This window comes from Nocardia sp. NPDC088792, assembly GCF_044750615.1.
GTDB lineage: Bacteria > Actinomycetota > Actinomycetes > Mycobacteriales > Mycobacteriaceae > Nocardia.
The window spans coordinates 223,209-249,934 of the sequence record NZ_JBIVKC010000005.1 but is presented as its reverse complement, the minus strand read 5'-3'; the positions used below and the strand labels follow the sequence as shown (position 1 = coordinate 249,934).

Sequence of the window (26,726 nt, the reverse complement as noted above, 5' to 3'; positions counted from 1 at the left end):
CACTCAGCTCCCGCGGTTGTAGACGACCCGGCCGCTGACCGACAGGTCGCGGATGAGCTGGGCACCGCTCAAGGTGACGGTCTCCGGGTTCTGGGGTGTGCAGCTCGAACCGCCGGTGGTGACCACGCCATTGCCGACGGTGATGGAGTCGGCGTCGGAATTCAGCAGCTGATAGTCGAAGGCGCACAGGACGTTTCCGTAGTTCGTCACGATCGAGGTCATGACGACCTGGTTGACGGCGCCCTGCCGGATGGTGAGCTGATAGCCGTCGGTATTGATATTGCTGGTGCCCGCCCAGTTGCCGATCAGCGCCGCCGGCACCTGACCGGCCGCCACGGGCGTGACCGTCGTGGTGGCCGGGGTCACGGTGGGAGCCAGACCGGCGGTCGGCACCGAGGCGGACAGCGGGGTGTTGTGGGCCCGGCTGCCGCTCTCCACCGTCACCACGCCCCACAGTGCGAGGCCGACGACGAGCGCCGCCACCAATCCGGCGATGGCGCCCACCAGGACCCGCCCGCCGATACCGTTTCCGCCGCCCCCGCCGGCCCGATGGGTGCCGCGCTCCGGCGCCAGCATGGTCTCCCAGTCCCGCGGATAACTCGCACCGCCCGCGGGCGATCGGTCGGCCGCACCGCCCGCGGCCGCCGCGTCCACACCCCAAGGCCAGTGGCCCTGCGGGTTGCTCGGCGAACGATCCCGGACGCCGGCGGGCGGGTCCGCGCCCCAGGTCGGACTCCGCTGTGGGACGCCACCCTGTGGTGCACTCGGATCGGACGGGTAGCGGTTCGTGGTGGCGGCGGGGCCGGGGGGACGGCGTTGCGGGTCGGTGACCGTCGGGACGCCGAAGGTCGCCCAGGCGGACCAGGCCGCGTCCACGAAATCCACGCAGCCGCCGAAGCGTTGATTCGGGTCCTTGGCCAGGGCCTGATCGAAGACCGGGTCCAGGGCCGCGGGCAGGTCCGGACGGACCTCCGAGACATGTAGCGGCGCCAACTGGGTGTGCGCGTACATCCAGCTCACCATGTCGGTGGCGCGGAACGGGCGAACGCCGGTGAGCAGCACGAAAAGCGTGCAGGCCAGCGAGTATTGGTCGGTGCGCGGGTCCAGGGGCTGCCCGGCCAGCTGCTCCGGCGAGGCGAAGGCGAAGGTGGCCGCGACATTTCCGGTGCGGGTGAGGTGCGTCGATTCGTCGCGCAGCCGCGCGATGCCGAAATCGGTGAGCAGCGCCCGTTCCACGCGCCCGTCCTCCGCCGGGGACAGCAGGATGTTGGACGGCTTCACATCCCGGTGCAGCACGCCCTTGCCGTGCGCGTAGTCCAGCGCCGAGGCGATGTCCGCGGCGATCCGGAAGGCGCGCTCCGGCGTTGTGCCCCATTCGGTTTCGGCGTCCGTGCCCGGCACGTACTGCATGGCTATCCACAGCCGTCCGCCGTCGACTCCGCGGTCGTAGACCGAGACGATATTGGGGTGGTCGAAGCGGGCGGTGATATCGGCCTCCCGCTGGAAGCGGTGGAACTGCTCCGCGTCCGTGTCGACATCGTCCCTGCTGAACACCTTGAGGGCGGCCAGCCGGGGTAGTCGCGGATGCCTTGCCGCATAGACGGTTCCGGAACCCCCGGCTCCGATCCGTTGCTCGATGACGTATCCGGCAACCACTTCGCCGGGTCGCAGATCGGTCATGGGCATTCGCCCCTTACTTCAAAGGCGCTCGCGACAGCCAGTCGTTCAACACATTGTCGGTCGTATGGCCCGGCCACCGCAGCACCATGACGAATCGGGACCGGGGATCGCCGTCCGGGAAGGTGACGGCGGCGAGATCGGCGGCGCTGCCGGTGGTCACGGTCAGCGCGCCGGCCACGTCCTTGTGCGGGAACTGCGTGGCCCGGGCCCGATTGTCGAAGAACAGCACTCCCGCGGATTGGCTCGGCCGGGTGCCGAAATCGAGGACATCGAAATGCACCTGACCGGTGGTGTCGTCGCCATTGCAGACGACGCGCCGCGCTCCCTGGAGCGCCGCGCCGTCGCGCGGACCCGGGTCCTGTCGCTGGCAGACCGCACCCTGCCAGCCCACCGCGCGGCCGTTGGCGGCCAGCTCGCCGACCAGGCTCGGGAAGGCCTGTGCGAGGGCCCGCTGTTCGCCCCAGGATTCGGCCAGCTGACGACGGCGGGTATACGTGATCAGGCCGCTCACATCGGTTTTCCGGCTCACCCGGCCGTCCGGCAGCAGGGTGAGGGTGGTGGGGCCGTTGGCGCGGCAGGCATTGACCGGATCCTTCTCCACGATCACGGACGTGCCGATCAGCAGCCGGTCGTCGCCGGGCACCTGGGTGAGCGGCGCCGAGAACGAGCAGTGGAACGGTGCGCCGTCGGGCAGCACGCCGTCCACGATATTGGTGAGCACCGAATCGCCGATCAGGCCCTGCTGCACCTCGAGCCGGTAATTGGTCTGGCCCTCGGTATCCAGCCAGGTGCCCAGGAACTTCTCCGGCACCGCTCCGGCCGGGGCCGGGGCGGGCGGTGAGCTGCCGAGCGAGAAGGCGGCACCGGTACCGGCGGCGGCGAGCAGGACCACCGCGGCCGGTACCAGGATCCGCTTGCGGAACAGCCGCTGCCGGCGGCTTTTCCGGGCCGTCGCGGCTATCCGGCGGGGCGGCGGCGGGGGCGGCGGATACGGGAGGAGGCGGGCCGGGGCGGTGACGGCCTTGGCCGGATCCGAGTAGTAGGCGGCGGTGGCGGCCGCCACGAAATCGGTGCAGGTGTCGTAGCGGTCCTGCGGGTCCTTGGCCATGGCGCGGTCGAAGACGGTGTTCATCTCGGCGGGCAGGTCGGCGCGCGCCTCGCTGACGCGCAGCGGGCTCTCCTGGGTGTGCGCGTAGACCCAGCCGAGCGGATTGTCGGCGCGGAAGGGGCGCTGATCGGTGAGGAGCACGAAAAGCGTGCAGGCCAAGGAGTATTGATCAGATTGCGGACCGACCGGTTTGCCCGATACCTGCTCCGGGGACGCGAAAGCGAAAGTGGCGGAGATATTTCCGGTATGCGTGAGTCGCGTGGTCTCGTCCCGCAGCCGGGCGATACCGAAATCGGTGAGCAACGCCCGTTCCGGACGACCACTGTCCTGATCGGCCACAAGGATATTGGACGGCTTCACATCCCGGTGCAGCACGCCCTTGCCGTGCGCGTAGTCCAGCGCCGCGGCGATCTCACCGGCGATGCGCAGCGCCCGCTCCGGCGAAACATCGTGCAGCTGCGCCGCATCCGGGCCGTCCACGAACTGCATGGAGATCCAGAACAGGTCATCGGCGACACCACGATCGAAGACCTGCACGATATTCGGGTGATCGAACTCGGCGGTGATGTCGGCTTCACGCTCGAACCGCTTCCAGACCTCGTCATCGTTGCCGGGATCATCACGCTTCAAGATCTTCAGGGCCGTGAGCCTCGGCAAACGCGGATGTCGCGCCGCGAAGACGACGCCCGACCCCCCGGCACCGATACGCCGCGCGATCACATACCCGGCAATCACCGCACCGGGTCGCAGCTCGGTCATGGTTCCTCGTTCAGTTCTTCCCGGCCCGGCCCCTCGCCCAGTTCGGATACAAACCATCCTGACGCACGAATGCGAATTCGGCTACCGCCGTGTGCGCCCCGAGCACAGGGGGATTTCGGGGGCCAGGCCCCCGAACCCCGGGTGAGGTGGGCGGCGACGAGTCGCGGCCGGTATCCGAGAGACAGGTGGCTAGCATCGTTGCTCGTGCGCGATACCCGAAGGTTCACACGCATCCGCCTCATCGCCCTCGTCTCCGGACTGCTGGGCTTTCTGCTGGCGGTGATCACGCCGATCCTGCCCGTGAAACAGGACATGCCGACTTTGACGTGGCCGCAGGGGGATACGGCCAGCGTGGAAGCGCCGCTCGTGTCCTATGTGCCGCTGAACCTGTCGGTGAGCCTGCCCTGCACGGTGATCCGCGAGGCCGCGGCCGGCACCGACCTGTTCTCGACGGTGCCCGTCGGGTCCGGCAAGGCCACCGACCGCGGCCTGGTCGTGAAGGTCGAGGACGATCCCGCCAACGGGCCCACGGTGTCCGCGCTGGTGCGCAATATCCCGCTGCTCTCGGCGCCGGTATCGGAGATCGCGAACTGCGGCGAACTCACCGTGCACTCCGACAACACCGCCACCAAGGTCGAGTTCACCGGCGTGAATCGCAAGGACGGCACGCCTTTTCAGGGCGGCGTGAACGGTGACAACCGGCCGCAGGTGGTGGGCCTGTTCACCGATCTGAACCGCGACCAGCTCGGCGGCGCGCACGCGGAACTGCACATCGACGCCCGCTTCACCTCCAGCCCCAGCTGGCTCAAGATCCTCGCCACCGTCGGCGCCGTGCTGTTCACCCTTATCGCACTGGTCGCCCTGCACCTGCTGGACGACACCGACGGCCGCAAGCACCGCCGCCTGCTGCCCGCGCACTGGTGGCGGCCGCGGCTCGCCGATGTCGTCGTGCTGGGCACGCTGGTGGTGTGGCACATCATCGGCGCCAACACCTCCGATGACGGCTACATCCTGAATATGGCCCGCGCCTCCCGGGTTTCGGGCTACATGGCCAACTACTACCGCTGGTTCGGCGTCGCCGAGGCCCCCTTCGGCTGGCCGTACGAGGTACTGGCCTGGATGACCCGGGTGAGCGACTCCAGCCCGTGGATACGACTGCCCTCCCTGCTGGCCGGCATCGTCTGCTGGCTCGTCATCAGCCGCGAGGTACTGCCGCGCCTGGGCGCGCGGGTGCGCCGCGACAATGTGGCCGTCTGGACCGCCGCACTGGTGTTCCTGGCCGCCTGGATGCCTTACGACAACGGCCTGCGCCCCGAACCGCTCATCGCGGCCGGCGCGGTGCTGACCTGGGCCTCCATCGAAAGGGCCATTGCCACAGGGCGTTTGCTGCCCGCCGGGGTGGCCGTACTGGTCGCGGCCTTCTCGCTGGCGGCCGGGCCGACCGGGCTCATCTGCATTGCCGCGCTGATCGCGGGCGCGCGGCCGATGCTGCAGATCATCATCAAGCGCGCCAAGGGCGAAGGCTCCTGGCTGCTGCGCTACGGCGCCTTGCTCGCGCCGGGCGTGGCCGCCGGAACCCTGGTGCTGGTCGTGGTTTTCGCGGCCCAGACCCTCGCCTCGGTCATGGAGGCGACCCGGGTCCGGAAGCTCATCGGGCCGAATGTGGCGTGGTTCGACGAGCGCACCCGCTGGGATTCGCTGCTCATGCTCTCGCCCGACGGGTCATTGGCCCGCCGCTTCGGCATTCTCGCCATGCTGCTGTGCCTGTTCGTATGCGTCATGGTGGCGCTGCGCAAGAACGGCCGCATTCCGGGCACCTCGCGCGGGCCGTCCATGCGGATTCTCGGCATCATCTTCATGTCGCTGTTCCTCATGATGTTCACGCCCACCAAGTGGACGCATCACTTCGGCGTGTACGCGGGCCTGGCGGGCTCGGTGGCGGCGCTGGCCGCGGTCGCGGTGGGGGTCAAGGGGATTCGCACGCCGCGGAACCGGACCCTGTTCGCGGCGGCCGTATTCTTCCTGCTCGCAATGACTTTCACCGGCTCCAACGGCTGGTGGTACGTATCCAGCTACGGGGTGCCGTTCTACGACAAGGCGCCGCTCATCGCGGGCAAGGGCTTCTCCACCCTGTTCCTGGGCCTGGCCGTGCTGTGCCTGCTGATCGCGGCGTTCCAGCACTTCCGGGAGCCGTACGCGCGGCCCAAACCGGTGCGCGGCTTCGACAAGTTCGCCAGCATGCCGCTGACCATCGCCGCCGCCGTGCTGGTGCTGTTCGAGGTGCTGTCGCTGGCCAAGGCCGCCGTCTCGCAGTACCCGGCCTACTCCATCGCCGAATCGAATCTGCGTGCCCTGAAGGGCGATTCGTGCGCCCTCGCCAATGAGGTGCTGGCCGAGACCGACACCAAGGACTCCCTGCTGCACCCGTGGACGGGCTCCGACGCCGACGGATTGGCCGCGCAGAACACCGGATTCACCCCAAACGGCGTGGCCGCCGACCTCACCGCCGACGCCGAGGAAACCGTCACCGGCAGCGCCAACTCCGTCAACAACGACAAGTCCGGCAACAAGACCAGCAATACCACCGGCGCCGGGACCGGCGGCGGCACCAGCGCCGAAACCGGCATCAACGGCAGCACCGTCGCCCTGCCCTTCGGCCTCGACCCGGCCACCACGCCGATCATGGGCAGCTACACCACCGGCGAGAAGCAGGTCGCCAACCTCACCACCCAGTGGTACCGGGCCGATATCGACAGCCTCCGCGACAATCCCGCGTACAAGGTGCTCATCGTGACCGCGGCCGGGCGCATCAAGTCCTACAACAAGGACGGCGTCGAAACCTACGGCCAGGACCTGTGGGTCGAATACGGCAATCGCGCCGCCGACGGGACCGTCACGAACACCGGGCGCATCCGGCCCATCGACATCGGGCCCAACCCGTCCTGGCGCAATCTGCGGGTGCCGCTCGACCAGCTGCCCAAGGGCACCAATGCCGTTCGCCTGGTCGCCGTCGCCGCCGACATCACGCCCAAGCAGTGGCTGGCCGTCACCCCGCCACGACTGCCCAAGCTGGAGACCCTGGACAAGCTGGTCGGTCGCACCGCACCCGTGCTGGAGGATTGGCATGTCGGCCTGGCCTTCCCGTGCCAGCGGCCGTTCAACCACCGCGACGGCGTCGCCGAGGTGCCGGAGTGGCGCATCCTGCCCGACCGGGTCGGCGCGGACGCGTCCAATGCCTGGCAGGACGATATCGGCGGCGGACCGCTCGGCTGGACCATGCTGCTGCTGAAGTCGCAGACGATTCCGACGTATCTGAACCACGACTACGGTCGCGACTGGGGTTCGCTGGAGAAGTACACCCCATATGTCCAGAACGCGGCACCGGCCAAGCTGGACGTGACCGTGCAGACGCGCTCGGGACTCGCTAAGGACGCACCGATCCGCGCTCGGTAATCGCGAGGAAAGGCCCGCTCGGAACGCGATTCCGGGCGGGCCTCTTTCGTGTTGCGAACCATGCGATCGGACCTGCCGTAGTGAACCGCAACACTCACACCCGGGGGCACTACGATCAGCAACCGTGCCCGACGCCTCTGCAGTGTTGACCAAGCCGGAAAACCCGGCGACCGCACCCGCTACACCGCGCGACTATCGGATCGCCAAGCTCATCGCGATAGTCGCAGGTCTGCTGGGCGCGCTCTTCGCGCTCGCGACGCCGTTCCTCCCGGTGAAACAGACTGCCGCGGAGTTGAACTGGCCGCAGAGCGGCACCCTGGGCAATGTCCAGGCGCCGCTCATGTCCCAGGTCCCGATCGACCTGAATGTCAGTATTCCGTGCAGCGCAATCGAACAGGTCGATGCGCGCGGCGGCATGCTGCTGGCCACCGCACCCCCGCAGGGCACGGGCGCGGACCTGCAGGCCCTGTTCGTCCGCGTCTCCGGGGACAGCGTCGACGTACTCGACCGCAATGCGCCGGTGGCGTCGGCGCCACGGTCCGAAATGGCCGGCTGCTCGCGGATCGTCATCACCTCGGACATCCACAAGACGTACGCGCAGTTCGAGGGCCTCACCCGCACGCTGCCCGACGGCACCGTCGCCCCGCTCGACGGGACACTGAACGGTGACCTGCGGCCGCAGGTGGTCGGCGTCTTCACCGATATGAAAGGCGCGGTCCCCGAGGGGCTTTCGTTCCACATGACGGTGGACTCGCGCTTCTCCTCCGTGCCCGGCATCCTCAAGATCGCCGCCACCGTCGCCGCGGTGCTGCTGACCCTGCTGGCCATGGGCGCGCTCGGCGTCCTCGACACCAGTGACGGGCGCGGGCACCGGCGCTTCTTCCCCTCGCACTGGCTGAAGCCGACCTGGGCCGACGGCGGCGTCATCGGCACGCTGCTGGTATGGCATTTCGTGGGCGCCAACACCTCCGACGACGGCTACATCCTCACCATGGTCCGGGTCGCGCCGCACGCCGGCTACCTGGCCAACTACTTCCGCTGGTTCGGCGTCCCCGAAGCGCCGTTCGGCTGGTACTACTACGTCATCCAGGTCTTCGCGGACATCTCCACCGCCAGCCCGTGGGTGCGAATTCCCGCGCTGCTCTGCGGAATTCTCTCCTGGATGGTCATCAGCCGTGAGGTGGTCCCGCGGCTCGGCCGCGGCGTCGCCACCTCCAAGGTCGCGCTCTGGACCGGCGGCCTGGTGTTCCTCGCCTTCTGGCTGCCCTACGACAACGGCCTGCGGTCGGAGCCCATCGTGGCCCTGGGCGCGCTGCTGACCTGGGTGTCCATCGAACGCGCCATCGCCACCTCACGCCTGCTGCCCGCCGCCCTGGCGGTGCTGTTCGCGGCCTTCACGCTCGCCGCCGCACCGACCGGCCTCATGTGCGTGGCCGCCCTGCTCGCCGGGCTGCGGCCGTTCGTGAAGATCGTGGTGCGGCGGCACAAGGCGTACGGGCGCGGCAGCACCGTCGCCCTGCTCGCACCCATCGCGGCGGCCGGATTCGTGGTGCTGGTGGTCGTTTTCGCGGACCAGACCTTCGCCGGGATCATGGAGGCCGACCGGGTCCGGCAGATCATCGGGCCCAACCTGGCCTGGTACGAGGACTACCTGCGCTACTACTACCTGTTCGTGGCGACCGTGGACGGCTCACTGTCGCGGCGGTTCGCGTTCCTCGTCATGATCCTCTGTCTCATCACCACCATGCTGGTGCTGCTGCGGCGGCGGCAGGTGCCGGGCATCGCGTCCGGGCCCACCTGGCGGCTCATGGGCGTGGTCTTCGGAACCCTCTTCTTCATGATGTTCAACCCCACCAAGTGGACCCACCACTTCGGCGCGTACGCGGGCATCGCCGGATCCCTGGCCGCCGTCACCGCGGTCGCGGTCTCCGCCACCGCGCTGCGGTCACGCAAGAACCGGTCCATCTTCCTGGCCGGACTGCTGTTCATGCTGGCCGTCGCCTTCTCCGGCATCAACGGCTACTGGTACGTGTCCAGCTACGGCGTGCCGTGGTTCGACAAGACCGTCTCCCTGCACGGACACCAGTCGAACACACTGCTGCTCGTGCTGTTCGCGCTGGCGCTGGCGGTGGTGCTGTGGCAGTCGCTGCGCGAGGGCTACGCGAAACCCGAGGAAGGCGTGAAAACCGCACGCGGACGGCGCATTCGCCGCTTCGCGGCCATGCCGCTCACCCTCGTCGCCGCGTTCATGGTGCTCTTCGAGGTGCTGTCGCTGGTCAAGGGCGCGACAACGCAGTACCCCGCGTACTCCATCGGGCGTTCCAACCTCGATGCGCTGGCAGGCAAGACCTGCGGCATCGCCAATGACGTACTGGTGGAGAACGATCCGAACGGTGGCCGGCTCACCCCGATCGTCGACGAAACGCACCCGCCCGCCAACGGCGACCCGCTCGCCGGCGAGAACCCGACCGGCTTCTCCCCCAACGGCGTTCCCGACAAGATCGACGCCGACAGCGTCGAGGTGAAACCGGGCACCGGCAACACCGACGGCCAGACCATCGGCCCCGCCTTCGCCAAGGGCCAGAACGCCGGCACCGGCGGCGGCAAGGGCGCCGAAGGCGTCAACGGTTCCACCGTCGCCCTGCCCTTCGGCCTCGACCCGGCCACCACCCCCGTCCAGGGCAGCTACCAGAACGGTGTGCAACAGCCCGCCGAACTCACCTCCAGCTGGTACGGATTGCCCGCGGCCACACCGGATTCCCCGCTCATCGTGCTGTCGGCGGCCGGGCGCATCCTGTCCTTCGACGACACCGGGAACATGACCTACGGCCAGAAACTGGTCCTGCAGTACGGCCACCGCAATCCCGACGGCAGCGTCACCCAGCTCGGTGAATACCTGCCCCGCGATATCGGGCCCGCCCCCTCGTGGCGCAACCTGCGCATCCCGCGCTCCGCACTGCCCGGCGACGCCGACACCGTCCGCATCCACGCCGAACGCCGCGTGCTCATCGGCGACCAGTGGCTCGCCTTCACCCCGCCGCGCGTCCCGAAGCTGGTGTCACTCAACAGCTTCCTCGGCAAGGATCAGCCCATCCTGCTGGACTGGGCCGTCGGCCTGCAGTTCCCGTGCCAGCGGCCGTTCAACCACCGCGACGGCGTCGCCGAGGTACCGAACTACCGCATCCTCCCCGACCGCCCGCTGGCCGTCAGCTCCACCGACACCTGGCAGTCCGAGGAGAACGGCGGCCCGCTCGGCTGGACCGAGATGCTCGCCAAATCCACCACGGTGCCGACCTATCTGAAGGACAACTGGGACCGCGACTGGGGCTCCCTGGAACGCTACGACCAGTACTACGACGCCAAGGCCGCCCAGCTGGACACCCATACGGTGACCCGCTCGGGACTCTGGTCCCCCGGCAAACTGCGCGTGTCGTAGCGGGGACTACCCCCGCGAGATGATCCAAGTGGCCGCCCGCAATGCGGGCGGCCACTGCTTTTATTTGTCAGTGCTTATGGTCTACGTGCGCGACCCACTCGTAGACGGGCAGACTGCCCTCTATCGTGTCCTGCCAGCGCGAGGTCACTTTGAATCGCTCGTAGCCGCCCCCGAAGGCCACCCGCAACTCCACCCCAGGTGGCGTAATGGGCACAATGCGTGTTTCCAGGCCATCCGGCCCACCTTCGAGCAATGCCTTCGGTGAGGTACTCATAGCTGAAGGCTCTCATATCCGGGGCAGGTGACCGGTCGATTCGCCACAATCGGCGAGCCGCACCGGTCACACCCAGGTCACAAGGGCAGCAGGTGGTGTTTGCGGGGGTTGCGGGCCAGTTTCTTACCGCGCAGCAAGTGCAGGGCGCGCCGGATCTCCAACCGGGTCGACGACGGGTCGATCACGGCATCGATATAACCGCGCTCGGCCGCCACCCAGGGCGTCGCGATGGTCGCGTTGTAGAAATCGATCATCTGCTGCCGCATCGCGGCCCGCTGCTCCTCGGGCGCCGCATCCAGCGATTTCGCGCCGATCAACGACACCGCGCTCTCCGCACCCATCACCGCGATACGGGCCGTCGGCCAGGCCAGATTCACATCCGCGCCGAGCTGCTTGGAACCCATCACCGCATAACCGCCGCCGTACGACTTACGAATCACCACGGTCACTTTCGGCACCGTGGCCTCCACGAACGAGAAGATGAAACGACCGCCGCGCTTGATCACGCCGATCTTCTCCTGTTCCACCCCGGGTAGGAAACCCGGAGTGTCCACCACGAACACCAGCGGGATTTCGAAAGCGTCACACAGCCGCACGAAATGCGCGGCCTTGTCCGAAGCACGCGCATCCAGCGCACCCGCATAAACCAGCGGCTGATTCGCGACCACACCCACCGTGCGGCCGTCCACCCGCGCGAAACCACAGATCACGTTCTTCCCCGCGGATTCACCGAATTCATGGAACGCGCCGTCATCGAAGATGCGGATCAGAATCTCGTACATGTCGTAACCGGCATTGTCCGCATCCGGCACCAACCCGCGCAGCTCCAGATCCGACTCCGTAACTTCCGGCTCCAGACCGGGATTCACGATCGGCGGCAACTCCTGGCAACTCGACGGCAGATAACTCAGATACTCACGCACCCAATCGAACGCCGCCCGTTCATCCTTCGCGACATGATGGATATTGCCGTACTCGGCCTGACTGCGGGCGCCGCCCAGCTCCTCCAGGCTCACATCCTCGCCGGTGACCTCACGAATCACCTTGGGACCGGTGACGAACATGTACGCCTCTTCGGTCGCCACCACCACATCGGTATTGATCGGGGCATACACCGCACCACCCGCACAACTACCCAGAATCATCGAAATCTGCGGCACCAGACCGGAAAGCGGCTCCTGCCGGCGACCCAGCTCCGCATACCAGGCCAGCGAGGTCACCGCCTCCTGCACCCGCGCGCCACCGGAATCATTGATACCCACCACCGGGCACCCCACCTTGGCCGCGAACTCCATGATGCCCGCGACCTTCCGGCCGAACATCTCCCCGACCGAACCGCCGTACACGGTTTGATCATGCGAGAACACCGCCACGGGCCGGCCCTCGACCAGCCCGTGACCCGTCACCACACCATCGCCGTACAAGGCCTGCTTATCGCCCGGATTGCGCACCAGCGCACCGATTTCCACGAACGACCCCGGATCCAGCAACATCTGGATCCGATCGCGGGCCGAAGGAATACCCTTCCTGGCCCGCTTCGCAACTCCAGCATCCCCCGCCGGTTCCCTCGCGATGTCCAGCTTCTGTCGCAGGTCGGCGAGTTTCTCGGCGGTGGTGCTCAAGAGTTCTCCTTTCGGCAAAACCTACTTTCGCAGAACCTGATTCGCGATGATGCTATTTCGCGGTGGTGTCGCTCTCGTTCAGCAGCTTGGTGAGGTGCGCACCGATCGTCGCAATACGCGGCTCGTCGATGATCTGGATGTGATCGCCCGGGATATGGACGACCTCCAGATCCGACATGTGCTCCTCCCAGCCACCGTTCGGCAGCCGATCGCCGAAACGTGGCTCCAGCTCGATCATTCCGTCGTGGTAGCGATCCGCGAGGTACAGCGCGACATGGCCGTCGTACTTCGACGGCGCCAGCTTCTGCAGTTCCTTGCTGTCGATCAACGACGTGCGCTGATGCTCGATCACGCCACCCGGAATGTCCACCCCGGCGAACTTGATCAGCTCCAGGATGATTTCGATCTGTTCGGCATCGGACGCAGCCGCCAATTCCTCCAGCTGCTCGTCATCCAATTCGCCCTGGAAACCGTAGGTCTTCTGCGCGAAGGACTGGTACCGCCGGATCCGCGCGACCCGCTCTTCGGGAGAATTGTCGTACGGCTCGGTCGGCACTGCCACATCGATCAGACCGACGACCCGTACGTCCGCACCCTCGTCCCGCATGATCTGCGCGACCTTCAGCGCGAAGACGCCGCCCAGCGACCAGCCGTACAGGAAGTACGGGCCCTCCGGCTGCCGCTTGCGGATCTCCGGAATGTACTGGCGTGCGCGCTCTTCGATGGTGCCTTCGACCCGCTCCAGGCCGTACATGGGAGTACCCGCCGGAAGACGATTCAGCAACGGCTCGTACACGAGGGTGTTGCCGCCCGAGGCGTGGAACACGAAAACCGGCAGGGCATCGGATCCGGCGTCCTTCGCACGCAGCGTGCGCACGAAGCCTTCGACATCGGAACCCTGACCCTGGAACCGCTCTACCAGTTCGGCCAGTTGCTCGACCGTCTTGCAGGCACGCACCTCGGCCGGATCGACCTCCGCCTTGACCCGTTCGGAGAGCCGGGCCACCAGCTTCTCGAAGGTGGCGTCGTCGATCTCGGGCAGCGGATTGAAGACACCGCCCGCCGACTTCCCGGTCACCAGCGCCCAAGTAGCGAAGGCCAGCCGCTCCGGACCGTTACGCGGCGGGACGTTGTCCTTATCCGTCCCGGCCACCGGCGGCGCGGCCTCGAAGTCGGCCGGGGTCGTGGTCGAAGCCTGATCGCCCGCAGCCTCTTCGGTGATCTCGGTGGCCTCGGCGATCACGTCATCGGTCACCGCGTCCAGCTCGTCGGCCTTGGTCTGCGCGGTGGTGCCGGTCGACGCCTCGACCTGCGGCAGGGCTGCCAGCGGGTCGGTACCCGCCGCCACGGCCGCACGGGCCGACGCGATGAAATCGGCATCGACCGAGATGTCCTCGCCGGCGGCCTGGCGATCGGCCAGCTCCTGCAGCTGATCCCGGTGCTCGATGGCGTAGCGCAGCACCTTGCCGACCTCGAGCAGGCTCGCGTCGCGGACCGCCTGCAGCTGCAGCTGCGGGATATCGAACTCGTATTCGACGCGGTTCTTGATGCGCATGGCCATCAGCGAGTCGAGACCCAGCTCCATCAGCGGGATCTCCATGGGCAGGTCCTCGACGGCGTAGCCCATGGACTCGGCGACGATCAGCGCCAGGCGCTGCTCGATCGTCTGGTTGCCCTTCGGATCCCAGCGCTCACCTGCGGCCGCGACCACCTCGACCGCGGTGGCCGGGGCGGCGGCTACGGCCGCGACCGGCTGCGCCACAGTCGATTCCGGGAGCGGCGCGGCCGAGCTGACGACGGCGTCGAACAGTGCGCGGAAGGCATTGCCCTCCTTGGCGTGCACGGACACCGACGCGCCACCCAGGTGCGGGGTCAGCGTGGTGGTGAGGGTGCCGGACGCCGGAATCGCGGTGTGCGCCACCGTCGCTCCGAGCGTGACCTCCGAAAGCACCTGTGCGGCAGCGGCCTGCACCAGCGCGGCGAGGTCGGTGACGGCGGATGCCTGCACCTCCCACACGTGACGGCCGTCGGGCAGTGCGACATGCGCGCCCGGGACCCGGGAGTTGCCCGAATTGGACAGGCCGGCACCGGTCTTGGGCCAGTATTCCTTGCGGATCATGGCGGTACGCGGCACGTCGGCGTAGTCACCGGCGGGCAGCAGCGAGGGCAGATCCACCTTGTGGCCCTGCACGTACAGCTGCGCCAGCGCGGAGATGACGGCGGCGCCCTCATCTTCCTTGCGCTTCAGGGTCGGGATGAGCGCCGCATTGTGCACGCCCGCCGCGAAGGTGGTGCCCAGCACCTGCATGAGCGTGACGGAATGCGGCGCCAGCTCCAGGTAGGTGGTGATGCCCGCGTCCACGGCCTGGCGGATGGCATTGGTGAAGTACACCGAGCCGCGCATGTTCCCGGTCCAGTAGTCGACATCGTGCACGGGGGCGTGACCCGCCCGGTAGACGGCGTCCTGGTGGGAGGTCGAGTACAGGTCGCGCTTGAGCTTCGTCGGCTCGATGCCCGCCAGCTCGGCGGCCAGCTCGCCCAGCAGCGGATCCATCTGGGAGGTGTGGCCGGCGCCGCGGGTCGGCAGCACGCGGGCGAACTTGCCCTCGGCCTCGGCGCGCGCCACGATGGCCTGCACCTGATCCGGCACACCGCCGATCACCGTGTTCGTCGGCGCGGCGTAGATCGCGACCTCGATGTCGGGGAACTCGGACTTCAGCTGCTCGATGTCCTCGGCGCTGTACTCCAGCAGGGCCATATTGCGGACCTGATCATCGGTCAGCATGGCCTCGCCCTCGGCCATCAGCCGGGAGCGCGCGCAGATGACCCGGACCGCGTCCTCGAGCGGCAGTCCGCCCGAAATGTAGGCGCCGGCGACCTCGCCCTGCGAATGACCCACCACGCCTTCGGGTTCGGCGCCGTGCGCACGCAGCACCGAGGCCAGACCGACCTGAATGGTGAAGGTGCCGACCTGACCGGTGCCGATATCCCAATCCATGGTGTCGTCGAGGATCATTTCCTTGACCGAGTATCCGGCCTCGTCGACGACCAGCTCGTCGACCTGGTCGACGGCCTTCCGGAAGATCGAATTCTCGGTGTAGAGCTGCTTGCCCATCTTCCGGTGCTGCGAACCGAAACCGGCCATCACCCACAGCGCACCCTTGGCGGCCGGGGCGTCGGCGGTGTAGACGCCGTTACCCGGCTTGCCCTCCTGGATGGCGCGCAGACCTGCGACGGCTTCCTCATGGGTCTTGGCGATGACCACACCGCGCGAACGGTTGTGGTTCCGCTTGGCCAGCGCCCGGCCCACATCGGCGAGCGGAGTCGCCTGTCCCGCTTCGGATTCCAGCCAATCGGCCAGATCCTCGGCGGCGCGCTTGCGGCGCGACGGCAGGTACGCGGACACCGGGATGATGACCGGCAGTGGCTCGTCGCGGCTCCACTCCGGTTCCGGCGCAGCGGATTCCACGATGCGCTCGGCCTCGGAGACCACATCGGTGGCCTCGTCGTCCAACTGCTCCTCGAGGCTCAGGTCCTCGCGCGCATCCTCGACGGACGCGGCGGCGGGCGCGGCCGGAGCGGGCGCCACGTACTCCTGGATGACGACGTGCGCATTGGTGCCACCGAAACCGAAACCGGAGACACCGATGGTCGCGATGCCGCTGTAGCGCGGGAATTCGGTCGGCTCGTCGACGATCTTCAGATGCGCCTGATCCCACGGGATGAACGGGCTCGGTCCGGCGTAGTTGATGTTCGGCGGAATGACGTTGTGCTGCAACGCCATGATCACCTTGGCGAGGGCGGGCACGCCCGCGCCCGACTCCAGGTGACCGAAGTTGGTCTTGGCCGAACCCAGCAGCGCAGGCTTGTCGGCGTCGCGACCGCGGCCGACCACCCGGGCCAGGGCCTCGGCCTCGATCGGGTCGCCGATCGGGGTGCCGGTGCCGTGCGCCTCGATGTAGTCGACCTGCGTGGGCACGATTCCCGCGTCCCGGTACGCACGGCGCAGGGCCTCGGCCTGCCCATCCACGCTGGGCGCGAACAAGCCGGCGGAACGACCGTCGTTGGTGACGGCGGAGCCCTTGATCACCGCGTAGATCTTGTCGCCGTCACGCTCGGCGTCGGTGAGCCGCTTGAGGACGACCAGACCCGCGCCCTCGGAACGCACCATGCCGTCGGCATCGGACGAGAAGGCCTTGATGTGGCCGTTCTTGGCGACCGCGCCATTGATGTCGAAGCCCAGCGAGGCCACCGGAGCCAGGATCATGTTCACGCCACCCGCGAGTGCGAGATCGGCATCGCCGGTGCGCAGCGCGCGCACCGCCTCGTGCACCGCGACCAGGGTCGCCGAGCAGGCGGTGTCGACGGTGACCGACGGGCCGCGGAAGTCGTAGAAGTAGGAGACGCGGTTGGCGATGATGCCGTTCGACGCACCCATCAAGGCATAGGCCTCGGCCGACAACGGCACATTGGGATCGCGGGGAGCGCCCAGCGACTGCGCCATGATGAACGCGAAATCGTTGGTGGACGAACCGACGAACACACCGACCGGCTCACCCTTGAGCTCGTTCGCCGGAATCCGGGCGTGCTCCAAGGCTTCCCAGGTCAGCTCCATCATGAGCCGCTGCTGCGGATCGACCCGCTCGACCTCGATCGGGGACATGGCGAAGAACTCCGCGTCGAAGCCCTTGACCACGTCCTGCGGCAGGTAGCCGCCCTTGGTCTGGGCGTTCGCGATCTGCTCGGCGATGCCGGCGTCGCCCTTGAACTCGTCCCAGCGGCCGTCGGGCAGATCGCTGATGCCGTCACCGCGGCCGATCAGGAAATCCCAGGTGCTCTCCGGGGTGTCCCCGGCACCCGGCAAACGCGTGGACAACCCGACGATGGCGATATCGTGCGCCTCGCCCGGCTCGAAACCGGCTGTGTAGAACGCTTCGTCGGCAGCCTCGTCCGGAACGTCCGGTTCGCCGTTGATGATTCGCTCGGCGAGCAACTCGATGGTCGGGTGCTGAAAGACGATGGTGGGATTGAGCACCACACCGGTCAGTTCCTCGATATCGCCACCCAGCGCCAGCGCATCCCGCGAGGCCAGGCCGAATTCGTCCATCGGCCGGTCCGCGGTGATGTTCTCGATCGGCTGCCCGGTCGCGTCCGCGACCCATTTACGCAGCCACTCGCGCAAGTCCGCCACCGACATGTCGGTGCCGGTCGGGGACGGAGTCTCCGCTTCGCTCCGGGCGTTCTCGGTCTTCTGGGTGGGGGGCGTGCCCTCGTTCTCAGCCATCAGTTCCTCAAGCTACCTGTCTGCGTAGGGTGCGCGGCAGTTATGTTGTTGAGATTCTCGCCGTTCCGCCGAGAGCGGCGCTGCGATAAGCATGAATGGCGCGAGCCGGAAGGACTCGCGCCATTCACCGTGAGGGTTTCCCTCACTCCTCTTCTGGTGCATCGGGGAAAGCCTGCTGCGTGTAACCCCCACGCAGTGTGCCTCCGATGTACTCGGCCTTGCAGGCGCGACGCGCGATCTTGCCGCTCGAGGTCCGCGGAATCGAGCCGGCGGGCACCAGCAGGATGTCGCGGGCGGTGACGCCGTGGCGGGAGGAGATCGCGGCACGCACCGCGTCCGCGATCGGGCCCGGGTCGGCCTTGCCGGCGCCGAGACCGCGTTCGGCCACGATCACCAGCTGCTCGGAGGCATCGTCGGCGTCGAACTGCAGACCGGAGTGGCTGCCCTGCTCGAAGACCTCCGGCGGCAGCTGGTTGGCCGGCACCGCGAAGGCTGCGATGAAACCGGGGCGCAGCGCCTTCGAGGCCTGCTCGGCGGAGAACTCGAGGTCCTGCGGGTAGTGGTTGCGGCCGTCCACGATGACCAGGTCCTTGACGCGGCCGGTGATGTACAGCTCGCCGTCCACATAGACGCCGTAGTCGCCGGTGCGCAGCCAGTTGCCGTCCAGCGGCACATCGGTGGCGTGCGAACCGGTCTCCTGGCGGTTGACCAGCTTGTTGCGGAACGTCTTCTGGGTCTCCTCGGCACGCGCCCAGTAACCGATGCCGATGTTGTTGCCGTGCAGCCAGATCTCACCGACCCGGCCCTCGGGCAGCTCGACCGCGCCCTCCGGGGAGTCGATGGACTGGTCGTCCACGATGGCCGCCCACTGCGACAAGGCGACGTAACCGCAGGACACCTGCGCGATCGCGTTCTCCGAACCCGGCTCGACCTTGACCACCCGGCCGGCGTTCAGCTCGTAGCGGTCGACATGGATGACCTTGGCCTCGTCCTCGTGCCGGGTGGCCGATACGAACAGGGTGGCCTCGGCCATGCCGTAGCAGGGCTTGATGGCGGTCTTGGGCAAGCCGTACGGGGCGAACGCTTCGTTGAACTTCTTCATCGACGCGACCGTCACCGGCTCGGAGCCGTTGATCAGGCCCAGCACATTCGAAAGATCAAGCGCCTCACCGTTCTTCGGCAGGCCACGGACCGCGGCGTGCTCGAAGGCGAAGTTCGGTGCGGCGGCGAAGGTTCCGGCGCCGTCCGAGACCGCGGCCAGCTCGTTGATCCAGCGCGACGGGCGCCGCACGAACGAGGACGGCGACATGATGGTGATGTACTTACCGCCCACCGCGGGCAGGATCACCGTCAGCAGACCCATGTCGTGGTACAGCGGCAGCCAGGTGACGCCGCGCGAATTCCAGTTCAGGTCGAGCGCGTTCACCATCTGCAGCAGATTGGTGCCGACCCCGCGGTGGGTGATCTCCACACCGGCCGGGGTCCGGGTCGAGCCCGAGGTGTACTGCAGGTAGGCGATGTCGTCCACCGCGATGTCCGGGCGCACCCAGGACTCCCCGACACTGTCGGGGATGGCGTCCACGGCGATGATGCGCGGCCGCTGGGCGGCGGGCAGCGAGCGGAAGAACTGGCGGACGCCGGCGGCGGAGGAGCTGGCCGTCAGGATCGCCGAGGGGGTGCAGTCGCCGAGCACGGCGTGCAGCCGGTCGGTGTGACCCGGCTCGTCCGGATCGAACAACGGCACGGAGATGGTGCCCGCGTAGATGGCGGCGAAGAAGGAGATGACGTAATCCAGCCCCTGCGGTGCCAGGATCGCGACCCGATCGCCGCGCTTGGTCACCTGCTGCAGTCGGGCGGCCACCGCGCGCAGCCGCGTGCCGAACTGACTCCACGTCAGGTCCTGATACTCACCGTCGCGCTCACGTGAGTAGTCGATGTAGCGGTACGCCAAATCATTGGCGTCGTTGCCGTGGGTGTGCTTCTCGACGTAGTCGACGAGGGTGCGCCCCTCGGGAATCGTGATGTTCCCCGTTTCGTCGAGGTAATCGTCGAAAGTCTCGTCCATTCCTTCTTCTCCTCCGAGGCACACGCGGCATGAGACGGCTGACGCCGCTGTTACCTGTGAGGCCCCGACTCTCTTCGCCCGCGGAAGCTCCGTGCGAGAGCCAACCTGCAGAATTTTGTTGCGGTCTGCGCGGTGACCGTCTATTGGCTAGATGTTCTCAAACCAGAGACATGTTACAGAGGAGCCGCCCGGCCATGCGCCGGAGCAGCCGAACATATCCCAGCTCACTCGGTCTGCTACACCGGGATCACCGGTGGTCAAGTGTCCATGTGGGTGGGGAATACCCCCGGCGCCCGACACGGATGTGAGTTGCCGCACCCGGCGGGTCGGTTCGGCGGTTTCCCGGCCTGTGCCGAGAACCACACCGGACGAGACCGGAGGCATCCCGCACAGCACCGACCCTGCGGCGACTGCTGTCATGAATACCGTGCTCCTGGGCTTGTCCGGATTGTGCTGCGGCACCGGACAAGCCGGTGCGCAGTACCTTACAACGTGACCCCGAAACTGGGGGCTCTGTCCGTGGACGTAAGCGATTGCTCAACTGTGGGCGGGGTGCGGGGCGTTCTGGATGAGGCCGGCGGCCCAGTTGACCGTCCACTCGGTGGCCGTGGTGCCGTCGGACTCGACCCGGTCGCCGTTGTAGAGGCTGTGCACGGGGTTGCCGGCGGCCCGGACCAGGGTATTGAGACTGCCCATGATGTTCAGGGGACTGAGCGCCTGCCGCGGCGCATCACAGATCAGATCGCCCGGCGCGCAAATAGTGAATGAACGATTGGCGAGCGCACCGAAACCCCCGTCACGCGGACCGGTCATCGTGATGCCCGGCACGTTCAGGCCCTTCAACGCCACCTCCGCACCCACACCGGGCGGCGAAACACCGACCTCGGTGGGCGGATTCGCACCGTTCTCGTCGCGGCGGCCGTCGGCGATGGTCATCACGCCCAGCACCAGATCCTGCGGCACCGGGCCCTTGCCCGCGCCGATCTGCGCGGCCACATCCCCCGCGATCACCGCGCCCTGCGAGAAGCCCACCAGAACGTAAGAGGTGAGCGGACATTGGCGGTAGGTGGCAGCAAGCTTGTCGTTGGCGCGCTGCGTGCCCTCGGAACGACTGTTGTTGTAAGAGGACTGCCCGTCCGGCGGGATCGCGACCGGGTTGGAGAACTGCGCCACGTACGGGACGGTGTAGACCTCGAGCCGCTCGTTCGGGAACTTCTCCCGAACCGGGTTGCTGATGTTCAACATCAGCGAATTCGGATTCGCCGTCGGGTTGTACGGGTCATCGTTCGAATTCGACTCCCAGGTGCCCGGAATCGACAGGAACAGCACATCCGGGCAGGACGCCGGCTGCGAGGTCGGACGGGTCGGACCCGGGGGCTTGGGACCCGGCAACCGCAGCCGGCCGGCCAGCAGGTACCACAGCAGCAGCGCCACGATCACGACGATCACGATGGCGGCGATCAGCAGCAGGCAACCCGCCGGTTTCGACCGGCGTCGGGAGCGGCGTCGGGTGGTCACTTGGTGCAGTAGCTCTTCGAGGCGACGTCGTAGTAGATCTTGCCGGCCTGATCGACCGACATCTTCGACGGATCGAAGGACGGATCGGACCCGGCGATGGCGGTGACGTAGGTGATGATCTGATCCTGGGGCGCGTTCTCGGCCTTGCCCTGGCACACCAGATTGCCCGCGGTGATGGCGATATCGGTGGAGCCCGGGTTGAGACCCGCCTTCTTCAGCTCGTCGATGTAGGTCTTCTCCTTGTCGGACAAGGCCGGAGAACCGCTCGGCGGCGTGATGAACTGGCTCGGCACCGGCGCGGGACGCTCGGGAGTCGAGGTCGAGGTGTCCGAAGGCGCGGCGTCCTGGGTGCTCTGCGGTGCGGGCTGGCCCGACCCGGTGTCGCCACCCGCGGTAGTGGTGGGCGCCACAGAAGTCGCGGACGTGGTCTTGGTCAGCGTCGGCGTGCTGGTCGCGGTCGAGTCGTTGTTACCGCAGGCCGCGAGCAGTCCAGCGGCCGCGACGGCGGCCACCACGCCGAAAACCTTTCCACGCATCCGTTGCATTTATTCGCTTCCTATATCTGTCTACGGGCACAAGGTCGCCCCCAGGCTACTGGCAACCGGCCCGCGCGTCCGCCCCCGAATTCGGAACCTCATGCAGTTCTCATGCTGTGGAATGCGAATCGAGTCAGTTGGGACGCACTTCCGGGCCGAGCGCGGGAATCGGCGCGGGACCGGGATCCACGGGCGGCGCCTCCGGCGGGGCCACGGGCGCGGCCGGGACCGCGGGCGCCGGGGGGACCGGAGCCGGGGGCGGCGGGGCGACCGGCTGCCGCACCGCGGGCTGTGCCGCGGCGGGTGGCGGCGGAACCGGTTGCGGCGCAGTGGGTTGCGGGGCAGTGGGTTGCGGGGCCAGCGGCCACTGCGCGGCGGGCTGGGGCACCGGCTGCGGGGTTTCCGGGCGCGCTCCCGCGGGCGGCGGGGTGGCGGGCGCTATCGGCTGGGCCACCGGGGCGGCCGGGGTGATGGGGCGGCCGTCGAGGCCGAACGCCTGGGCCTTGCCGTCGTGCACCACGACGGTGCCGGTCTGGAAGTTCTGCTGGAGGTCGCCATTGGGATTCTGGCCCTCATCGGCCACGGGGTAGCCGAGCGGGCCGTTCTCGAATCCGATTGCGCCCCAGGCATCCATGATGGGGCCGTTGCGGACGCCCCAGGTGCCGGAGAGCGGACTCCAATAGATATTGCCGCCCTCGAAGCGGGTGTACCGGCCCAGATCCTTGAGCGGAGCCTCGTCGGCGGCCGGGAAACCGTAAGGGCTGTTCTCGAATCCGAGCTGGGCGTACCTACTGAGGATCAGGCCCTGCACCATATGCGCGCCGGTCTTGGCGCTGAAGTACATCGGGCCGTTCTCGAAACCTTGCACCACACCGTCTTTATTGGGGGTGCTCGCCTCCGCGCCGTTCGGGTAACCGGCGGGGCCGCGCTCGAAGCCCTGCTTTCCCCAGGTGTCGAGGATGGCGCCGCGCACCGGCTGCGCGCCGGTCTGCGGCGTCCAATAGATCGAACCGTTCTGGAAGCCCTGGAAGCGGCCCCGGCCGTCCGGCAGCGGTCGTTCCCCACCGGTGGGGAAGCCCAAACCGCTTGCCGCACCGGAAAGCCCGGCATACGTGCCGCCGATCGCACCGGCCACCGGCTGCGCGCCGACCGTGGGCGAGAAGTACACCTGCCCGCCGCGGAAGTCCTGGACGACACCGTTCGGCACCTGGTACTCGCCGCTGAGGCAGTCACCGAGCCAGTTGCTGCCCTGCGCGACAGCGGCGATCGCACCGCCCACCTTGCAGTCCAGCGGCGTGCCGTCCACACCCATGGCGGTGGCGGTCTGCGCCCAGGCCTGCCGCATCTCGAAATCCCAATACGGCCACGAATGCGTGCCCGAGGGACGGTAATTCACCGAGACCGGGATGGTCAGCTTGTTCAGCTTGGCCACGAAGTTCTGGGTGCTCAAGCGGGACAGGATCTCCAGGCCCATGCCCGCGTAATTGGTGGTGATGCCGGGCAGATCCGAGGGCGCGTCACTCGGGCCCGCGACACCGCTGCCGCTGGAGACATATAGGGCGACGCCCTTGAGCTTGTCGGCCAGCTCGTACGGGTCGTGTTCCTTCCACAACGGGCTGCCGGGCGGGCCGAACATGTCATTGGAGTCGTAGCCGCCCGCATCGTGCATGGCGAAGTTGACCATCTGCGGCATGCCGAGGGTGGTCAGGGTGAGGAAGCCGGAGTAGGAGGCCGCGCTCTTGACCCAGCCGGGATTGCGGGCGGCCAGCATCATGGCGGCGGTGCCGCCCATGGACAGGCCGGCCACGGCGCGGGTGGTGGTGGCGCGCCACTGACTCTCCAGCAGCGGCGGCAGTTCCTTGGTGAGGAAGGTTTCCCACTGATAGTTGCGGCCGTTATCGGTCTTCAACCAGTCGGTGTAGAAGCTGGACTGGCCGCCGATGGGCAGGACCACCAGGGAGTTCTTATCGGCGTAGAAGCCGGCCGCGCCGGCGTCCTTGGTCCAGCCGCTCTCCTCGTCGGTGGCGCGCAGGCCGTCGAGCAGGAACAGCACGGGGAATTTGGCATCGGGCTTGGCGCCCCAGTCGCGCGGCAGCAGCATCTGTACCTGCACGGGTCCGCCGGCGGCGGGCGAATTCACCCACATCGCCACCCGGCGGTCGGTGAGCCACACCAGTTTCTGAATGGTGGCGGGTGCGCTCGGTGGCGCGTCCGGTGCGGCCTGCGCCGGGACGGTTCCCGCGAAAGTGCCCGCGGACAGGGGAAACACGACCGCGGCGGCGCATGCCATCCAACGCAGGCGCGCCCTCTTCGTCCCACGAACAACTCTGACCACACAAGCTTTGTACCCCTCGATCGGGCGATCGAGGGGTGCGACGCGCGGGAATCGCAGCTATTCAGCACACTTCAGGCAACCTACGGGGAAGCCTCAGGCAACCCCCAAGGCGGCCAAGATGTCCGGCCGCGCGGTGGCGAGCTCGTCCTGCCAGTAACCCCAGGAGTGGGTGCCGTGCACCGGCAGGTTGTAGTGCGCGCCGATGCCGAGCTGATTCATCCGCGCCATGAACGACAGCGTGTTCACCATCGACAGCGCCTCCAGCGCAACGGCATTGCCGGTATTGAAGATGCCGATCGGCGAATCCGGGTGATCGTAGGGCCCGAGCACGCCCCAGGAGGCCGAGATGAACAGCGGCAGATTGCGCAATTGCGGCGCGAAGACGAAGGGGTCCATGCGCAGCCATTGCGGACTCCACGGCCACGCCATGGAATCCACATTGAAGCGGCCGGCGTCCAGCATGGCGATGCGAATGGCCTCCCGCATGCCCGGCGCGGAGATGTTCAGATAACCGGAGAACGCGGAGGCGTGCTTGAACTGGTCCCGGTGGTAGGCGGCGAGCGCCAGCGCGGCCGAGCCGCCCATGGACAGTCCGGCCACCGCATTGTTGTTGCGGGAGACGCCGTAGCCCTCCAGGAAGGCCGGGAGTTCGTCGGTCAGGAAGGTTTCCCATTTATAGGTGTACTTCTGGCCGTTGGTACTGGAAGGCGCCCGCCAGTCCGTGTAGAAGCTGGACTGCCCGCCGACGGGCATCACCAGGGTGATGTTGTCGTCGGCGAATTGCTTCAGGGCATTGGTCTCGAAGGTCCAGGCATTGAAGTCGTCGCGGGCGCGCAGCCCGTCGAGCAGGTACAGCGCCGCGTTGCCGCCGTGCCGGGCCCACTGCACCTGCACTTTGACGGGTCCCATGCTGGACGGGACCATCAGCTCCTCGAATCCGCCTTCGGGCGTGCGGTGCAGCGGGTGCATCGGCATGGCGAGGGCCGGGCCCGCGAGCGCGGGCAGGGTGAGGACCGCGGCGGCGGCCGTGAGCCAGCGCCGCCAGCCGCGCGGCCGGCGCCGGGTGGGGGTATTACCGATCGAACCAACTCGCGGGCATGACGACGAGCCCTGTGCTGCCATGAGATCAAGCTCCTGAACCGCAGGGAATCCACACCGAACGTGACGGGCGTCACGGGACTCGGAGCACTCTACCGGCGGGCCGGAGATAACCGGCGGGTAACCCTATCCGTTGGCGTGTATCTCGGTCCTGCCGTCGTGAAAGGCGATGATGCCGTGCTGGAAAGCCTGCTGCACCCCGCCAGATATGGGCGTTTCGTCCGATGTCGGAAAGCCCAGTGCCCCACCGGGTCCCGCCGACCCCTCGTACGCGCCACCGATCATGCCGCCCACCGGGTGCGCACCCCCGCCCGGCGACCACAACACCCGGCCACCCGCGAAATCCTGTGCCGCACCGCCGGTCAGCGGATACTCCGGCGTCAGGCAATCCCCCAGCCACGACTTCGCCAGCGCCACAGGCAGAATCGCACCCGCCGACGCGCAATCCGGCTTGGCCGCCTCCACCCCCAGCGCGGCCGCCGCCTGCGGCCACGACTGCCGCATCTCGAAATCCCAGTACGGCCACGAATGCGTGCCCGAGGGACGGTAATTCACCGTCACCGGAATACTCAGCTTGTTCAGCTTCGCCACGAACTGCAGCGAGGTGAAGCGCGACAGCACCTCCAGCGCCATGCCCGCCCAGTTGGTGCTCACCCCAGGGATCCCGGACGGAATGTCGTAGACGCCGGCCAGCCCGCTGCCGCTCGATACGTACAGGCTTGTGCCCTGCAGCTTCTCGGCCAGCTCGTAGGGATCGTGCGCCCGCCACTCACCGTCGTCCGGCGTGCCCCACATGTGATCGGAGTTGTAGCCGCCCGCGTCGCGCATGGCGTACTGAATTGCCTGCGGCATACCGAGAGTCGTCAGCGTGAGCAGACCGGAGAAGGAGGCCGCGTAATGGGCGAAGCCGGGATTGCGGGCCGCCAGCGTCATGGCGGCGGTACCGCCCATGGAGAGTCCGGCCAGGCCGCGCACATTCGTGGTGCGCCAATCGCGATCCAGCAGCGGCGGTAATTCCTTGGTGAGGAAGGTTTCCCACTTGTAGTTCTTGTTGTTGTCGAGCTGCTTCCAGTCGGTGTAGAAGCTCGCCGCGCCGCCGATCGGCAGCACCACTGTGACGTTCTTGTCGGCGTAGAAACTCTCCGCCCCCGCATCCTTGGTCCAGCCGCTCTGATCGTCGGTCGCGCGCAGCCCGTCGAGCATGTACAGCGCGGGAAACCTGCTGGCGGGCTTGCTGTTCCATTCCCGGGCCAGCAGCAGCTGTACCTGGATCTGCGTGCCCATGGCGGGCGAGTCCACCCACAGGGCCACGCGTCTGTTGCTCAGCCACACCGTATTCCGGATCGCGGGGGTGGTCGGCGGTTGCGCCGCCCCCGGATCCGCAACGGCCGTTCCCCCCGTGAGAAGGGCTACCGTGGCCGTCGCGAGCGCCGCCAGCCAAGCGCGGCGCCCACCGCTCCCCCATCCAACTCTCGCCACTCGCGTCACAGTAGTTTTCTACCCCGTCGACGCGAATCATGGGGAGGCATAACAGAACCGGCCACCCTCACGGGTGGCC

General features: G+C 67.7%; 11 protein-coding genes and 2 pseudogenes. 2 read left to right on the top strand and 11 right to left on the bottom strand.

Annotated features, from left to right (window positions below; genetic code table 11):
• Positions 1 to 3: 3 nt before the first annotated feature.
• Positions 4 to 1,680 carry a serine/threonine-protein kinase gene (locus ACIP5Y_RS33330; protein WP_400356253.1) on the bottom strand — a complete coding sequence of 559 codons (1,677 nt, stop codon included), beginning with the start codon at positions 1,678 to 1,680 and terminating at the stop codon, positions 4 to 6.
• Between the two features lie 13 nt (positions 1,681 to 1,693).
• On the bottom strand, positions 1,694 to 3,547 hold the full coding sequence (locus ACIP5Y_RS33325) for a serine/threonine-protein kinase (protein ID WP_400356251.1): 1,854 nt from the start codon (positions 3,545 to 3,547) through the stop codon (positions 1,694 to 1,696).
• 204 nt (positions 3,548 to 3,751) lie between these two features.
• Here ACIP5Y_RS33325 and ACIP5Y_RS33320 point away from each other — a divergent pair, with 204 nt between their 5' ends.
• Together ACIP5Y_RS33320 and ACIP5Y_RS33315 are read left to right on the top strand one after the other, a co-directional pair.
• Positions 3,752 to 7,000, top strand: a complete 3,249-nt coding sequence (locus ACIP5Y_RS33320; RefSeq protein WP_400356249.1) for an arabinosyltransferase domain-containing protein — start codon at positions 3,752 to 3,754, stop codon at positions 6,998 to 7,000.
• A gap of 124 nt (positions 7,001 to 7,124) precedes the next feature.
• A complete protein-coding gene (locus tag ACIP5Y_RS33315; RefSeq protein WP_400356247.1) occupies positions 7,125 to 10,436 on the top strand; it encodes an arabinosyltransferase domain-containing protein in 3,312 nt (1,103 codons plus the stop codon).
• A gap of 67 nt (positions 10,437 to 10,503) precedes the next feature.
• Here ACIP5Y_RS33315 and ACIP5Y_RS33310 read toward each other — a convergent pair whose 3' ends face one another.
• The 9 genes and pseudogenes from ACIP5Y_RS33310 to ACIP5Y_RS33270 all read right to left on the bottom strand — a co-directional run.
• Entirely contained in the window at positions 10,504 to 10,710 is a 207-nt protein-coding gene (locus ACIP5Y_RS33310) for a DUF5988 family protein (protein ID WP_397005880.1), read from the bottom strand.
• Positions 10,711 to 10,787: 77 nt separating this feature from the next.
• Positions 10,788 to 12,332 (bottom strand): acyl-CoA carboxylase subunit beta, encoded by a 1,545-nt coding sequence (locus tag ACIP5Y_RS33305; RefSeq protein WP_400356245.1) that lies wholly within the window; start codon positions 12,330 to 12,332, stop codon positions 10,788 to 10,790.
• Positions 12,333 to 12,384: 52 nt separating this feature from the next.
• Positions 12,385 to 17,616, bottom strand: a complete 5,232-nt coding sequence (gene pks13, locus ACIP5Y_RS33300; RefSeq protein WP_400356243.1) for a polyketide synthase Pks13 — start codon at positions 17,614 to 17,616, stop codon at positions 12,385 to 12,387.
• A 142-nt stretch (positions 17,617 to 17,758) separates the two neighbouring features.
• Positions 17,759 to 19,681, bottom strand: a complete 1,923-nt coding sequence (gene fadD32 / locus ACIP5Y_RS33295) for a long-chain-fatty-acid--AMP ligase FadD32 (RefSeq protein ID WP_400356241.1) — start codon at positions 19,679 to 19,681, stop codon at positions 17,759 to 17,761.
• A 537-nt stretch (positions 19,682 to 20,218) separates the two neighbouring features.
• Positions 20,219 to 21,199 carry a cutinase family protein gene (locus ACIP5Y_RS33290; protein ID WP_400356239.1) on the bottom strand — a complete coding sequence of 327 codons (981 nt, stop codon included), beginning with the start codon at positions 21,197 to 21,199 and terminating at the stop codon, positions 20,219 to 20,221.
• A complete protein-coding gene (locus tag ACIP5Y_RS33285) occupies positions 21,196 to 21,744 on the bottom strand; it encodes a DUF732 domain-containing protein (RefSeq protein WP_400356237.1) in 549 nt (182 codons plus the stop codon). The genes ACIP5Y_RS33290 and ACIP5Y_RS33285 overlap by 4 nt, the downstream gene beginning before the upstream one ends.
• Positions 21,745 to 22,231: 487 nt before the next feature.
• Positions 22,232 to 24,025: pseudogene (locus tag ACIP5Y_RS33280) on the bottom strand (alpha/beta hydrolase-fold protein); the annotation flags it as partial.
• A 138-nt stretch (positions 24,026 to 24,163) separates the two neighbouring features.
• Positions 24,164 to 25,192 (bottom strand): alpha/beta hydrolase, encoded by a 1,029-nt coding sequence (locus ACIP5Y_RS33275; protein ID WP_400356235.1) that lies wholly within the window; start codon positions 25,190 to 25,192, stop codon positions 24,164 to 24,166.
• A 144-nt stretch (positions 25,193 to 25,336) separates the two neighbouring features.
• Positions 25,337 to 26,656 (bottom strand): annotated as a pseudogene (locus ACIP5Y_RS33270) (alpha/beta hydrolase-fold protein); the annotation flags it as partial.
• Between the last annotated feature and the right edge of the window lie 70 nt (positions 26,657 to 26,726).